Source organism: Paraburkholderia sp. GW821-FHT02A12 (assembly GCF_059422005.1).
Map to the genome: position 1 here is coordinate 3318412 of NZ_JBWKWA010000002.1, position 12852 is coordinate 3331263.

A 12852-nucleotide genomic window follows, 5' to 3' on the forward strand; every position below is an offset into this window, starting at 1 on the left:
CGCAAGTGTCGGCATGTTCACCAGCGCTGATCTTACGGGTCCCAGTCCATTCAGTGGCATCGTCTCGGGCCCGGGTCCTCCCTAATATGTGCGAAGTGTGGCTACGTCCGCATGAGCGGGTGCAAGGCAACTTGCCCCGGTCACACACCGCGCAAGCGGGCTAATGCCCCGCCCGTTGGTCAGCGGTCCTGCCTCGTGTCCCATACCCAGAGCACGAAGATTGTGGTGGGGGGATCGGCGTAGGCGGGTTTGATTTCGAGATGGATTTCGTATCGCCCGCCCAGGCACACCCACTTGTGAACCTCGCGGGGCGGCGGGCCGTCGTACCCGTCCAGTTCTTCCCCGAGCCGGTGGTGGTGGTCCTCACCCAGTTTCTTCGCTTCGGCCGACACTGCCTTAACTACCTTTCGCGCCACTGCGGCGTCGTTGTAAAGCTTGACGTGGTCAGCGATCTGAGCGAGGTCGGACATGGCCTTGCTGGTTAGTTCAACCGGCACGGTCATGCGCGCGGCACCGACCGTTCGTTTTGCGTCCCGAGGCTATCCGCCCACGCTTCGGCTTGCTCCATCGAAACCACACGGCCTGCGTCAACGTCGTCCAAACCCTCCTGGATCAGACGTCGCTTTTCCTTTTCACGCGCCAAGTACGCGATCAAGGCTTTCTTAATGATCCATTGCTTCGGGCGTTCGATCTGCTCGGCCAGGGCGTCAACCTCCTCGGCCAACGCCACGGGTACCTGCGCAGTCAGGGTCCGGGTTGTCGCTGTTGCGGTCATTGCCACCCCAATTATGAGTTTCCAATAGCTTCTATTATAAAACAATACATTGACTGTGGTGAATCGTCTGAAGGCGCGAGGACTCGAGGTGGCCGGATTCAGGCTGCTCACCGTACGGGGCAATCTCTTGATCGCTTAAACAACTTGATCGAGGTGCGACACGAGGTCCCTTGTAGAAGTTGTCCCTACTCAGGAAGGGACCATCCATGTTACTGGATGAACCTACGGTTCTGAATCAAGTGCGAACCGGACAACGTAACGAAGCACCGCGAGGTGCGGGGTATCAATCGCGAGAGGCGTACCCTTCTGGCAGCCACAAGCCGGATGGGTGCCAGATAGTCGATATGGCGAACACATGTGAATCTGCGATAAAGGTCGTTACTAGAAACAAGCGGAAATGGCTTTTACCCGACCGGGATCACCGCAACATCAAGTCCAGGATCAACGCGATGCTGGGCCTCAAACGTTTCAGGAGCGGCGCCGTTACGATCTCCGGCATCGAGCTGATGCATCGCATTCGCAAAGGTCAGTTCGACCTCACCAAACTGCCCCTCAAAGATACCGCTGCGCCCGCTGTCTGGAATGCCGTTCTTTCCGCATCTTGAAGCAACCCATCAACGAGCCGCGATTCCTCTCTACCTTTTTTTGCACCACGGCCGTCGCGTCCACATGCGCTGACAGTTGCGATTGCGTCTGCGGACCAAGACGCGCGAGCGCGTCGTAGATGATGCGCGAGTTGGAGTATTCTCGCCGCTGTTCGCTCGTATCCGGCATGTCACGCCTCCGTGCTAGGATGTTTTTCGCTCACCGCGCCGAGGAGACGAACATGGCAGCCCATGACTTCACCGAGTTTTCGTGGGACGAACAGGAAGACGTCAAGGCTGTCCTTGCAAGCCGTGGACTTGACCTGCGCGAATTCAAGATCACGGACAACGACGACTACCCGACGGGTGGAAGGAACGGAACGATCCGACAGATCTCCGTAACCCGTATCACCAACGGCAAGATGGCGATCTACGACACCGATCATTTCGCCCCGTGGATCACCGATTTCGACGAGGCGCTGGCAGCGGGATATTTCGACGACTGACGTTACGGTGTTCACCGGCACCCCTGCTGCGATAAGCGCGTGCCGAAGATCCTGAATCGCCCCGGCCAGCGTCCCGCTGAGATGTCGGGCGCGTATTCATCGCACACCTCGCCTTCGCGTTCACGCACATCGACCGGCGTATTCATCACGCGCAGACAGCGTTCTGAGGGAACGCAAAACACCCGCGAGTGGATCTGTTTCAGCCAGTGATCGGCGCGCACTTCATCAGCCGAAACGCCGTTCAACCGGTGATGCGTCGCGCTGGCTCAAGGAGCGGCTCGCGGGGCGCCCGAATCGCGCCGATCTGATGCAGGAGCTCAAACGATGGCTCTATGAACATCGCATCCTGCACAAGCAGGACCGCGCGCTCACGCCCCTGCATGTGCAGGCCGCGCTCGATGTCGAAAGGTTTTGTCGCATAAAGCTCGCGGAGGAAAGTTGATCGATATGCGAAGTACTGCTTATGTTGCCAAGTCGTAGAATTGATCGGCGCCAGACGGATGGGTTCCGCGAGCACATTTCATCTGTCCTTTGGCGATCATGTGCATAATCTCAATGCTGGCCAGAAGGATTCGGGCACAGCGAAAAGTTTTGAATCCCAGCATGGGTCGCGTGCGTCGCTTGATCGCGCGATGGTCCTGCTCGACAAGATTGTTGAGATATTTGGACTGGCGGATCCTGATGGGCGTTTCACGATCATCATTGATGGCTTCGAGTGCGGCGAGATTGGCGCCGCTTTTGTCGATGGTCACCGTCTCGGGCACGCCATTCTGGGCGATCGATTTCTCAAAGTAACGCCGGGCTGCAGTCTTGTCCCGATGGGCGCGTAGCAGAAAGTCAATGGTGTTGCCGTCCTTGTCGACGGCCCGGTAAAGATACCGCCATTCGCCCTTGACACGAATACGAATGTACGGGTGAGTAGACCCAAGGAATTTCACCCGGAGTCTCTCGCAGAACCGTGCGTAAACCTCTCGATTTACACGGCTGCCGGGTCGGCCGGTGGAATTTCACCACCAGCCGCCCACAGAACCGTGCGTAACCCTCTCGATTTACACGGCTCGTCCCAGCCATTCTTCCGCCATCTTGCGATGACAGATCGACGCGGAAGGTAGATGCTCATCCCGGTTTACCGGTTGGCGGTAACCTTCTCTGAGCTGAGTCATCCCCTTCGCTCCACTCGCATTACACGAGTTTCAACACTAATACGGGATGATCCGCCCCCTTCATGTGCATCGGTACTTTCCCCCTTCGTGGGTCCCACTTATAAGGTTTTCCCTTGGCATCACATGAAGAGTTCCCAAGTTCCGTACCCGAGCCCGGATTCGAGTCACGCCGCCTATACACCGGACACCACGTGGCCAATAAGCAGGTTTCCGCCACGCTGATCCTGGGAGTAACGGGCGCCCCCAGTTTTGATGTCGTCTAAGTTGGTTTCGATGCGTCGTCAGCGGTTCACTTTCGTTCGACTCTCTAATCCATACATGACGTGTTTGATCACGCCTTTTGACCGTAACGTTCACCACCGCAGCGTTTCCGACTGAAGCAGCTTACGGCTGTTTGAAGTCAGTTCCTGCAAACCGACCTCGGAGGGTCTTCCTCCATCTCGAGTACAGCATCGTGTTCAGAATGCAAACACGTTCATGGCACAACCCGTTATCCAACCTGTACCCCCTGATACTGCCAGTGCGCGAACTGTCGCGGGTACGCCTTCTTCATCTTGTGCAACCACTCTTCACTGCGCCGCTTGTGCCGTCGCAGTGTTTTGTACTTGCGCTGAGCCCAGCGCACAAGCTTCCGGTCTAGATACCGACAGAGCCCATGCATGGCTGTCCGATAGAAGGCGCCGTAGTAGTTCCACCAGCCACGTATCGTGAGATTACATTGCTCGGCTAGTTCGACCAGTGGCCTGGACGTTTGGCGAGGCAGCCGCCACCCCCGCACCGTCTGTCGCATCCGTTTCAAGGCAGCAGGACTGACGCCCGGCAGGAAGCTGGTAGAGACCTGCCCGTGCCTGGTCATCACCCTTCGCGGACGAAACAGAAAGCCTAGAAATGTGAAGGTCACATTCGGATAGGTTTGGGTGCGGCTTCGGTCCTTGCAATACACGATCTTTGACTTCTCAGGATGCATCGCCAGCCCACATTCAGCCAGCCGCGAGGCAATGGCCTGCATAACCTCTTGCGCCTGCTCCTGGCTGCGGCAATGGACCACCGCATCATCGGCATAGCGCGCAAAGGGGCATTGCGGGAAGTGACGCTGCATCCAGGCATCAAACGCATAGTGCATGAACAGATTCATCAAGATCGGACTGACCACTCCCCCCTGCGGGGTACCGCGGTCCCGCAGCAAGCGTGTCCCCTGTGCAGTTTCGAATGGTGCAGTCAGCCACCGCTCGATGTACATCAGGATCCAGTCCTCCTTGATGTGTTTGCGTACCGCTTTTAGCAAGAGGCCATGATCAATCTGATCGAAGGCCGCCTTGAAATCAAACTCCACCAGCCAGTCGTACTTCCAGCACCTTTGTCGGGTGATGGCGACCGCCTGTCTGGCCGATTTCCGGGGCCGGTATCCATACGAATCCGCATGGAATAGTGGATCGAGAATCGGTTCAATGAGAAGCTTGACCGCAGTCTGCGCCACACGATCACTCACCGTGGGCACGCCCAACTTACGAATACCGCCCGTTGCCTTTGGAATCTCCACTTGCCTGACCGGCGGCGGGAAGTACGACCCCGACGACATCCGGTTCCACAGCTTGTACAGATTCTTCGACAGGTCCTGCTCGAACATCGCGATGGTTTCATCATCGATGCCGGCAGCACCCCGGTTGGCCTTCACTCGCTGGTACGCCTCCCAGATCGTTCGCTTAGCAATGTCATAAGGTTTCGTTGATGTCATGTCACTCCTCCCCGACAAGCGGGTTGGTGACCTTTGTCAACCGGATAACGCTGCCCCTTCGCTCCACCCTCATTACAAGGGCTTCAGCACTACTACGGGCAGCTCCGCCCCTCGTTACGGCATCGGTATTCTTCCTCATGGTGTTGGCCACTTGTCATTTCCCTTCACATCCGCAACAAGGTTCTCACGTTCCATACTGAAGCCTGGGTTGAGCTCATGCCGCCTCTACGCCGGCTGCCGTCAGGTCCGTAAACAGGTCTCGCCCTGACTGATCCTGGAGCGACGAAATGACCCCAGTTTTGACAGCAACTTAACGGATTAACGACGCATCATCGTACGGTTTGCTTTCGCTCATCTTCTCAACACATACCTGCCATCCTTATGGATGACTTTTCCACGGTCGCTCACCACCACGCCTTTTGAACGCAGCAGCACCGGGCGGTTTGAAGCCTGCTCCTGCAAGCCGGCTTCGGGAGGCCTACTCCCATCTTCAGTACAGCACCACAAGCTTTCGCCTGTGTTCGTGACACACTTTCATCCATCCGGTTCTCCGGCGCGGAATGACTGCAGCGGACCGATGACTAGCGATGCCTCACGGATTGCCTCTTCAGCCCGAACCCACCTTTCGCGACACTCGAGCAATATATCAAGGACTACGTATCTACGCTTCCCGGAGCAATCCCGTGCCGCAGAGGCGGAATCGGACATGGTGAAAGTGCAACGAGCCGGTGTGGTTTTGCCGACATCTCCTGGTCCTTCACAACAGTGGGAGAAGTCAATGCTTCGTGAGCCGTTTCGCCGGTCAGAATTCTGAAAATAAGCGATTCGCATGCGATGTAATAAATGTTTCTCAATAACAGGTTAGAAGCGGCCCTGTCTGAAAAAGACAATGCTTACCTATAAACGGCATATTCAAGTATGAATTGGGACGCTGCGCGGTGCCATTGATTGGACTGCCAATTCAGACATCGGGTGCGCGGCCAGATCGACCTGGGCCATGCCAGTCAAGGCTTTCATGGCCTCCGCACCGGCATCGCGAGGGCAATGCGTTGTCGTCGATATGCAGACTAAATAGACAGACAAATCAAAAATGTACTCCGCATATTGCAATTGAAAATTGTGCGGTTATGATGACGTCTCCGTAAGGATTTCCTGAGCGCGCTTCGCAAAGGCGAGGAAATATTTGCCGCCATTCGGCCGCGGAGAAGGTAATTAATGCCCACGGCGCAGACCGACTAAATCGAGGAGACGATATGCTGAGTCCCCATGAATTCGCCACCCTAATGCTCATCAAGGACGCGCCGGATCAGATCGAACTGGGCCGCGCCGAGCTCGACACGCTGCTGGAGCGTCAACTCATAGCACTGGAACGCCTCGCGTCGGGCCATCCACGTCCTCATGTCACAAGCGAAGGCGCTTCCATTCTCAAGGCGGTCGCGCGCAGGCGCTAGGAATTGCGGCGCGCACCGCTGCATCACGCGGCGAGCGCGCCGAAGAAAAGGTAAGCGAAGTAGCTTTTGTTGGACTGTAATGCGTAGTGCCTCTTGCTGTAACGACCCTCCGAAGTATTCGCGACGCATGCTGCCTGGCAGGCGTCCTTGCGCTTCGGGCCATCCATCATCGCCATTCGCCGTGCTACATCCGGTCGACCGGGGTTTCGCGCGGCGAACTGAATCCTGAGGAATTTCAATAATGGCTCTATCGAGTCCCGAGCAAATCGCCGCATCACAGAAGGCCAGCCTCGACGCATTCTTCGGGTTGACCGGCAAGGTCTTTGAAGGCGTCGAAAAACTGGTTGTGCTGAACCTGCAGGTCGTCAAGTCCACGCTGGCGGAATCGCAGGAGAACCTGACGAAGGCGCCCGGCACAACAGACCCGCAGCAGTGGTTCACGCTGCAAGCCGGTTTCGCCGCGCCTTTCGCGGAGAAATCACTGTCATACGGTCGTCAACTCTTCGACATCGCGTCAACCACGCAGGCTGAGGTCGCGCAACTCGCACAGACGCAGTACGAACGGTATAACGCACGCGTGCAGGCACTCGTCGAGGAAGCGGCGAAGAGTGCTCCCGCGGGTTCCGAAGCGGCGATCGCCGCGTGGAAGTCCGCGATCAGCGCCACCACCACGCTGAGCGAATCGCTGCAGAAGGCGGGGCAACAGGCCGTGGAGATGGCCGGGACCAATCTCGAAGCCGTCACGGCCTCAGCGTCCAAGGCCGCCAAACGTAGTGCCGCCGGGTCGGCTGCCGTAGTCGCGAGCGCGAAGCACTAGGACTCACGCGGGCAGCGATGCCCGCGTTTCCGGTTCCATGCTGATATGTAGGATTCCTTTTATTCATTTTGGATAAGAATCCGGCATTTCAATGCATCCAATTTTGACTGAAGGCAGTGTTGCTCCAGACGAGCACGCCGCTGGTATTTGTGAGGACGATTCGATGGCAAAGCAGATCGCGGTAGTAACGGGTGGCATGGGTGGACTGGGCGAGGCGATCAGCATCAAGTTGCATGACGCCGGTTATGCGGTCGTAGTCACCTATTCGCCCGGCAACACCGGTGCGAACGAGTGGCTCGCACGCATGGAAGCCGAGGGACGACAGTTCCGCGGGTATGCGGTCGACGTCGCCGACTACGACTCGTGCGAAAAATGCATGGCGCAGATCAAAGCGGAAGTCGGGCCGGTCGACATCCTGATCAACAACGCCGGCATCACGCGTGACGCCAGCTTCAAGAAACTGGACAAGGTCAATTGGGACGCGGTGATCCGCACCAACCTCGATTCGGTGTTCAACATGACGAAGCCGGTGTGCGACAGCATGGTCGAGCGTGGCTGGGGCCGCATCATCAACGTGTCGTCGATCATCGGCTCCAAGGGCGGGTTCGGTCAGACCAACTATGCGGCGGCGAAGGCCGGCATGCATGGCTTCACGAAATCGCTGGCGCTCGAGGTGGCGAAGAAAGGCGTCACTGTCAACACGATCTCGCCTGGCTATATCGCGACGAAGATGGTGATGGCGGTGCCCGAGGAGATCCGCGAGACGAAGATCATTCCGCAGATTCCGGTCGGCCGGCTCGGACAGCCCGACGAAGTCGCCGCACTCGTGCTGTACCTGTGCTCGCGCGAAGCGGGCTTTGTGACCGGCGCCAACATCGCGATCAACGGAGGGCAACATCTGCAGTGAACCCGGGAGATCAGCCATGGAGGTTCCGATGAGCGAAGCAGTGGCAATCGTTGTAGGGTCATTCGTGCTGGTGACGGCAACCGCTTTCGTCGCCGCTCACTATCACCGGGAGCAAATGCGCCAAAAACTGCTCAGACGGCTGGATTACCATCACGACTGGTGGGACTGGGGCAGCGCCCGGCGTTGAGCTTCCGCCCTCGCTAACCTGTTGCGGCACCGAGGATGATCGTATTGATGCCTGGTTGGACGGGCACACGCGGTTCTCCTGGAAACGCGCACTGATAACACCTGCGCGGTGGCCGCTCCCGGTTTCTGCTGGTCCTCTCAATCAGCAAATTCCCCAGGCAAAGACTTTACCGCCTGGCTTTTTTGTCGACGGATTCAGAGGCCAGCGCAACGCCCCCGATCGCGAGAAAGATCGAGCAGGAACCCCATCAGGTCAATACGCCCCGCAGCGTCCCGGCAGCGGGTGCTGCGGGCGCGCGTCAATCATTACTTTCTCGCGGCGCGCGAGGTTTGCCCGTCGGCGGGTTGTGTCGCTCTCGACGCAGCAGTCGTCGCCACGTTGAAATTGCCTTCGATGGTCTCAGCCGCTTGCTGCGTGGCCTTGTGAACCGTTTCATATGCGGTGTTGGCAGCCGTGATCGCCGACTGCATCACGGCAACGGCGGCTTCCGAACCAGTCGGTGTGCTCTTCGCGAGGTCGTCGGCGAGCATTTGCACCCGGCGGCTCTGCGCTTCGTAGCGCACCTCGGCGACTTTCGCAAATTCGGCCTGCGTCGACGATGCAATTTCATACACGTGACGTCCATACGGCACGACCTTCCCGGCGAATCGCTGCATCAGGCTGGCTTGCAGCGCGAGCAGTTCCTGCGGGTCTTTGACGGACAGCGCTTTCTGCGCATCATCCCGGATTTCGGCGAGCGTCGACTTCATGACATCGTGGTTCAACTGAACCAGTTTCTCGAATCCTTCCAGGGCACTGTTCGTCAGACCGAACAAGGTGTTGAGGTTGGCTTTCTGGGCAGCACTGATTTGCTCGACGGGTAGCAGACTCATCATGAAGCTCCTGAAATTCGGCCCTTTGCGTGTGCGCGGAACCGGATCGAACCACAGGGTTGCACATTCATGGGGACTCGGCATCTTCGCCTCCGGGGTGATAGGCGTTGCGTTTGGTGAGGAGCCTGAACGACAGCCATCGCGCCGCGCGCGAGGTTCAGTGGGCGGATACCGCAACCCCACACGCGAGGCGTCTGCTGACCGGACGCCTCATGCACGTCGCAGGAAAATCAATTTAATGCTGCCGGGACCGGAATATCAACCCGTAACCAGCAGCCGAATGGCCGAGTTGGGTCCGACTTCTGCCCTTCGTCACTGGCACCGCCACGAGCAAAAACGTGCTGGCGAATGGTCCGGCATCGCATTGCGTTCGGCGAGTGGCGTCATCGGGAATTCGGATGCGAGGCACGCGAGTCCGGCATGGATAGCCTGCTGGCTGTGCAGTCACTCGACGAAAAGCAACCGCCCGTGGCCTCCGGACTACCCCCTTTTACATTTTTCCGGGATAAGCGCTACACTAGACACTGTATATTCATACAGTATTCTTACCCCATGAGCGCCCTGCCGCGTCACCCTGAAGAAGTCCACCCCGCTTTGTGGACGTTTACCCTAGCGGTACATAGTTTGTAGCTCGAGGGCGCGGAAGCGTTGTGGGGCATGACGTCCGCCTAGCCTCTCCTTGCGATGTATCAATACATCGAAATACATCGTTCCTTCCAAAGGTAGTCGGTCAGTTCCCAAGGACCTTGCGTATAGCGCGTGCAAAGCCGATATCGAACACCGTCCGGCCTCGCTCGTTTAAGATCTCGCCGTGGGTGCCCTCTCGTAACCCCTGCTTCTCGAGGTGATCGGCCGAGACCGCTTTCTGCAGCGCTTCGCGTTCGGATGGCGTGAGTTGCTCGTTGTGGCCGAATATCGTCCCAGGCAACGTGGCTGCGCCAGCAACGCGGATGCCGACAGGGCGCCGATCCACAACGACTTGGGTTTTGGACTTCAGAAGGTTGACCTCCGCCTTTAGCTTGTCACGCTCTCCGATGATGGTCTGCATGATGGAGCGAATGGCAGGGTCATGGATACGCATCAGGTATTCATGGCTTGCCAACGGCTTCGATGCCTGTGGCGCCGGCCGCCCGACAAAGGCCGCCCAAGCGCTTACCAGCACTCGGTAGTCGGTCGATTGAGCGTTGTAAAGGACTCGTCCTTTTAGGATTCCATCGGCCTCGGCCAGGCGCCCGATGGTTGGAAGCGAAAAATCGCGGGACCCTGATGCGTGGTGCCTGCGACAAATCTCGTGCATGGCCGTCAGTTTGGCGCGCCGATGAGAGCGTCCGCCTTTGGCAAGCAGCGTGTCTAGAACGACGTCGGGGTTGCGGTCGATCGTCATGTCATTCATGCTTCCGATTCCGCGAGCGTTCGAGGTTTGCGGGCGAACGTTGCGACCGAGTTGCCCTTTGGCAACAGCGTGATGAGATCGACACCAAATCGCTCGCTCAAGCTCTCACCGGCGTCCATCAGATTAATCACTTGCCGCTGCCCCAGCACCGGGTTCGCTGGATTCATCTGCTGTGCGAGACGACGCATAAACGCGTTGCCCGCACGCAGTTGCTCGTCTTCACTCAGCATCATGAACACGGGTGGTACGTCATCGCGATAAAGCACGGCATCGAGCAACTGGCTACGACGGAATACCGCCTTGCCCGCATCGAGATCCGGATAGAGTTCGACGTTTTCGCAGACGCCAGCGAGTTGCAGCAATTCCGACTCGGTCTCCTCAAACGCGATATGCACATCACCAGCGGCGCCCACGGCCACTAAGAGGTCTGGCCGGGATTCGTGAATACCTGAAGGTTAGGGTATTTGCGAATCCCGGCCACGCCTCACTAACTGGGTATCGCCATCGCGTGCTACGTCGAGCGCAGACTTACAGCGTTTGATCAGACGCCAGCAGGCCGCCAAATCTTCAGCGAAGTCGTTGAATCGCTTCATCGCCCCTTCCCACACGCGCTCTGCCTGCCGGTAGGTATCGAGATGGAGAAACACATGGCCCGCTTCCTCGGCATCAGCCTTCTGCTTCTTTAGCTCAAGAAGAACGTTCTCATTCGCGAGGCAAGCGTTGCGTGCCTCGTCGACATGGTAGGCGATCGTGTTGAAGTGCCCCGCAAGCGCCGGCAGGTAGTGTGGCTCCGTCAGAAACCAACGGCAACGAACGCAGTTGCGACTGCCCCCGGGGCCAGGAGCGTGCTTTGCATTGGTGACAGCGGTACCCGGCAGAAGCAACGGCCCTCCGTTGTGACATCCACCGATGGCTCGGTTTTCCACCGAGTCACTGGTATTGCCGCCAACCATGCAGAGGCCGTGGTGCATCGGCATCCAGCCGACCGGGTTTCTTGCTGCGGGATGCTCTGGGATCGTACTTGCAACGCTGGCTACGAAATCGCTGTTTGCAGAAGCTCCTCGTGCTTGGTGTCGAGCAGGAAATTCTGGATGCTCGCGTCTTTGTTCGCGTCCAGCCGTGCCTTCGCATCGAGTAGAACGTCGCGAATATAGGTCGCTCCGGGCTTGGTGTAGTACAAGGTCATAACGAGGCGGCTATGGCCGACAAGCTTTTGCTGCCGATTTTATGCGTACCAGATTGCTGCGTGCAAATCCGGTTTTGAAGCCCGGATTCATGGGTGACGCGGTATCCGCAGGCTGATCAAAAAGACCCTAACAACTTCGGCCATTCATCCTATGATAGGAACAGTAGGCGGCCCGACACCTGAGTGTGTCGGGTTACCCGGTCTCATTGCTCCGGCCGGAGCAACCGTGCGGTAACAACAATCATGGAGATTCGAATGAGCAACATTACATCGGTTAGCATTCCTGCACAAAAGGAAATCCACGCGGCCAACAGCTCGATCGCGCAGATCAGGGACTTCCAGAGCAAGAACTGGGCGATCGGCCTGAACGGCGACACCTTGGCCCCGGATGGCTTTCTGGCCTTCTTCACCGAACGCCATCTGCCGTTCAGCTATTATGTACGGGCCAAGGGCGTCAACGTCGGTGAGCCGAGTGCCTATCAGACCAACATCGCCACGCTCACCCAGTACATTGGCAATATCCGGGCGGCGGAAACCACGGCCGTGAACAGCGTGATCGCCGAACTCGAGGTGTACAAGGCTAGGAACTGGGCGATCGGCCTGAACGGCAGCACGCTGCAACCAGACGGCTTCCTGCCGTTCTTCGACACGCGCAGTATTCCCTTTGCTTATTACGTGCGCAGCGGCAGTGTCGATCTCGGCTCTCCGGATGCCTACGATGTTAACATCAAGGCCCTCCAGCGTTACCTCGCCGAAGTCTAGGCGTTGATCAGAACGGCAGGGCGCCGGTACGGCCCCTGCCGATAACTAGGAATTGGAACCGCCCTAGCGAATATTCGCGACCATCAGCGGGTAGCTTGTTACCGATCCGACGCAGCGCGGCAGGCCACCCCTGCGGGATCGGCGCGCCGCGCGTCTGTCCGCAAGCTCTGCGACCTAAACGTTCTGTCGGATAGTGTTCATTGCCGCAGCAGATCGTCACGGCGTCATCGCAGTCGTTCAGACCGAGAGCCGCTTCTAATCCGGCACCTGTGGATCATGCTCGAGGCCAATCCCGGCGTGACGAACTACTGCGAGCGACCGGCGCTATCGGTTGAACAGACGACAGAGCCCCACCGGCGGCGGTTCGGGAGCCGTCCATGATCGAAGCTTGTACGGCGACATTCATCAAAATCGCCAGCGGTTTTTTGTTCATCCCATCGATGTGCAGAACGCCCACGAACGGATCGGAAAAGCCAGCGTCGTTGGCACCCAACCACCATCCATTCGCCGTCGG

Annotated in this window: 12 protein-coding genes and 3 pseudogenes; 8 read left to right on the plus strand and 7 right to left on the minus strand. The window is 58.0% G+C overall.

Annotated features, from left to right (window positions below):
- Nucleotides 1-179 precede the first annotated feature (179 nt).
- Together AC07WT_RS36390 and AC07WT_RS36395 are read right to left on the minus strand one after the other, a co-directional pair.
- Entirely contained in the window at nucleotides 180-503 is a 324-nt protein-coding gene (locus tag AC07WT_RS36390) for a type II toxin-antitoxin system RelE/ParE family toxin (protein WP_494950693.1), read from the minus strand.
- On the minus strand, nucleotides 500-775 hold the full coding sequence (locus tag AC07WT_RS36395; protein ID WP_494950694.1) for a CopG family ribbon-helix-helix protein: 276 nt from the start codon (nucleotides 773-775) through the stop codon (nucleotides 500-502). The genes AC07WT_RS36390 and AC07WT_RS36395 overlap by 4 nt, the downstream gene beginning before the upstream one ends.
- 404 nt (nucleotides 776-1179) lie before the next feature.
- On the opposite strand from AC07WT_RS36395, the pseudogene AC07WT_RS36400 reads away from it, so the two are divergent.
- The 3 genes and pseudogenes from AC07WT_RS36400 to AC07WT_RS36410 form a co-directional block, all read left to right on the plus strand.
- A pseudogene (locus AC07WT_RS36400) lies at nucleotides 1180-1380 on the plus strand (IS6 family transposase); the annotation flags it as partial.
- A gap of 221 nt (nucleotides 1381-1601) precedes the next feature.
- The gene (locus AC07WT_RS36405) at nucleotides 1602-1865 is read left to right on the plus strand and encodes a hypothetical protein (protein WP_341314927.1); all 264 of its coding nucleotides are present in this window, start codon (nucleotides 1602-1604) and stop codon (nucleotides 1863-1865) included.
- A gap of 307 nt (nucleotides 1866-2172) precedes the next feature.
- A complete protein-coding gene (locus tag AC07WT_RS36410) occupies nucleotides 2173-2307 on the plus strand; it encodes a hypothetical protein (RefSeq protein ID WP_494950695.1) in 135 nt (44 codons plus the stop codon).
- A 19-nt stretch (nucleotides 2308-2326) separates the two neighbouring features.
- On the opposite strand, the pseudogene AC07WT_RS36415 reads toward AC07WT_RS36410, so the two are convergent.
- Together AC07WT_RS36415 and ltrA are read right to left on the minus strand one after the other, a co-directional pair.
- Nucleotides 2327-2767 (minus strand): annotated as a pseudogene (locus tag AC07WT_RS36415) (IS6 family transposase); the annotation flags it as partial.
- A gap of 751 nt (nucleotides 2768-3518) precedes the next feature.
- Nucleotides 3519-4763 (minus strand): group II intron reverse transcriptase/maturase, encoded by a 1245-nt coding sequence (ltrA, locus tag AC07WT_RS36420; RefSeq protein WP_494950696.1) that lies wholly within the window; start codon nucleotides 4761-4763, stop codon nucleotides 3519-3521.
- Nucleotides 4764-6016: 1253 nt separating this feature from the next.
- Here ltrA and AC07WT_RS36425 point away from each other — a divergent pair.
- From AC07WT_RS36425 to AC07WT_RS36440, 4 genes are all read left to right on the plus strand, one after another.
- Nucleotides 6017-6214 (plus strand): hypothetical protein, encoded by a 198-nt coding sequence (locus AC07WT_RS36425; RefSeq protein ID WP_492595736.1) that lies wholly within the window; start codon nucleotides 6017-6019, stop codon nucleotides 6212-6214.
- Between the two features lie 241 nt (nucleotides 6215-6455).
- Nucleotides 6456-7031, plus strand: a complete 576-nt coding sequence (locus tag AC07WT_RS36430; protein ID WP_494950697.1) for a phasin family protein — start codon at nucleotides 6456-6458, stop codon at nucleotides 7029-7031.
- Between the two features lie 163 nt (nucleotides 7032-7194).
- Nucleotides 7195-7938 (plus strand): acetoacetyl-CoA reductase, encoded by a 744-nt coding sequence (gene phbB / locus AC07WT_RS36435; RefSeq protein WP_494950698.1) that lies wholly within the window; start codon nucleotides 7195-7197, stop codon nucleotides 7936-7938.
- 28 nt (nucleotides 7939-7966) lie between these two features.
- The gene (locus AC07WT_RS36440) at nucleotides 7967-8125 is read left to right on the plus strand and encodes a hypothetical protein (protein ID WP_494950699.1); all 159 of its coding nucleotides are present in this window, start codon (nucleotides 7967-7969) and stop codon (nucleotides 8123-8125) included.
- Nucleotides 8126-8430: 305 nt separating this feature from the next.
- Here the strand turns inward: AC07WT_RS36440 and AC07WT_RS36445 are convergent, their stop codons facing one another.
- From AC07WT_RS36445 to AC07WT_RS36455, 3 genes and pseudogenes are all read right to left on the minus strand, one after another.
- Entirely contained in the window at nucleotides 8431-8997 is a 567-nt protein-coding gene (locus AC07WT_RS36445) for a phasin family protein (RefSeq protein ID WP_494950700.1), read from the minus strand.
- A 730-nt stretch (nucleotides 8998-9727) separates the two neighbouring features.
- The gene (gmtX, locus tag AC07WT_RS36450) at nucleotides 9728-10390 is read right to left on the minus strand and encodes a gamma-mobile-trio protein GmtX (protein ID WP_494950701.1); all 663 of its coding nucleotides are present in this window, start codon (nucleotides 10388-10390) and stop codon (nucleotides 9728-9730) included.
- Nucleotides 10387-11606, minus strand: a pseudogene (locus tag AC07WT_RS36455) (gamma-mobile-trio integrase GmtZ); the annotation flags it as partial. The gene gmtX and the pseudogene AC07WT_RS36455, both read right to left, overlap by 4 nt.
- A 225-nt stretch (nucleotides 11607-11831) precedes the next feature.
- Here AC07WT_RS36455 and AC07WT_RS36460 point away from each other — a divergent pair.
- Nucleotides 11832-12338 (plus strand): hypothetical protein, encoded by a 507-nt coding sequence (locus tag AC07WT_RS36460; RefSeq protein ID WP_494950702.1) that lies wholly within the window; start codon nucleotides 11832-11834, stop codon nucleotides 12336-12338.
- Nucleotides 12339-12852 lie beyond the last annotated feature (514 nt).

Coding starts and splice junctions, on each gene's coding strand:
- phbB (WP_494950698.1), top strand. CDS start 7,195: ATGGCAAAGCAGATCGCGGTAGTAACGGGTGGCATGGGTGGACTGGGC.
- AC07WT_RS36390 (WP_494950693.1), bottom strand. CDS start 503: ATGACCGTGCCGGTTGAACTAACCAGCAAGGCCATGTCCGACCTCGCT.
- AC07WT_RS36460 (WP_494950702.1), top strand. CDS start 11,832: ATGAGCAACATTACATCGGTTAGCATTCCTGCACAAAAGGAAATCCAC.
- AC07WT_RS36445 (WP_494950700.1), bottom strand. CDS start 8,997: ATGAGTCTGCTACCCGTCGAGCAAATCAGTGCTGCCCAGAAAGCCAAC.
- AC07WT_RS36430 (WP_494950697.1), top strand. CDS start 6,456: ATGGCTCTATCGAGTCCCGAGCAAATCGCCGCATCACAGAAGGCCAGC.
- AC07WT_RS36410 (WP_494950695.1), top strand. CDS start 2,173: ATGCAGGAGCTCAAACGATGGCTCTATGAACATCGCATCCTGCACAAG.
- ltrA (WP_494950696.1), bottom strand. CDS start 4,763: ATGACATCAACGAAACCTTATGACATTGCTAAGCGAACGATCTGGGAG.
- AC07WT_RS36440 (WP_494950699.1), top strand. CDS start 7,967: ATGAGCGAAGCAGTGGCAATCGTTGTAGGGTCATTCGTGCTGGTGACG.
- AC07WT_RS36405 (WP_341314927.1), top strand. CDS start 1,602: ATGGCAGCCCATGACTTCACCGAGTTTTCGTGGGACGAACAGGAAGAC.
- AC07WT_RS36425 (WP_492595736.1), top strand. CDS start 6,017: ATGCTGAGTCCCCATGAATTCGCCACCCTAATGCTCATCAAGGACGCG.
- AC07WT_RS36395 (WP_494950694.1), bottom strand. CDS start 775: ATGACCGCAACAGCGACAACCCGGACCCTGACTGCGCAGGTACCCGTG.
- gmtX (WP_494950701.1), bottom strand. CDS start 10,390: ATGAATGACATGACGATCGACCGCAACCCCGACGTCGTTCTAGACACG.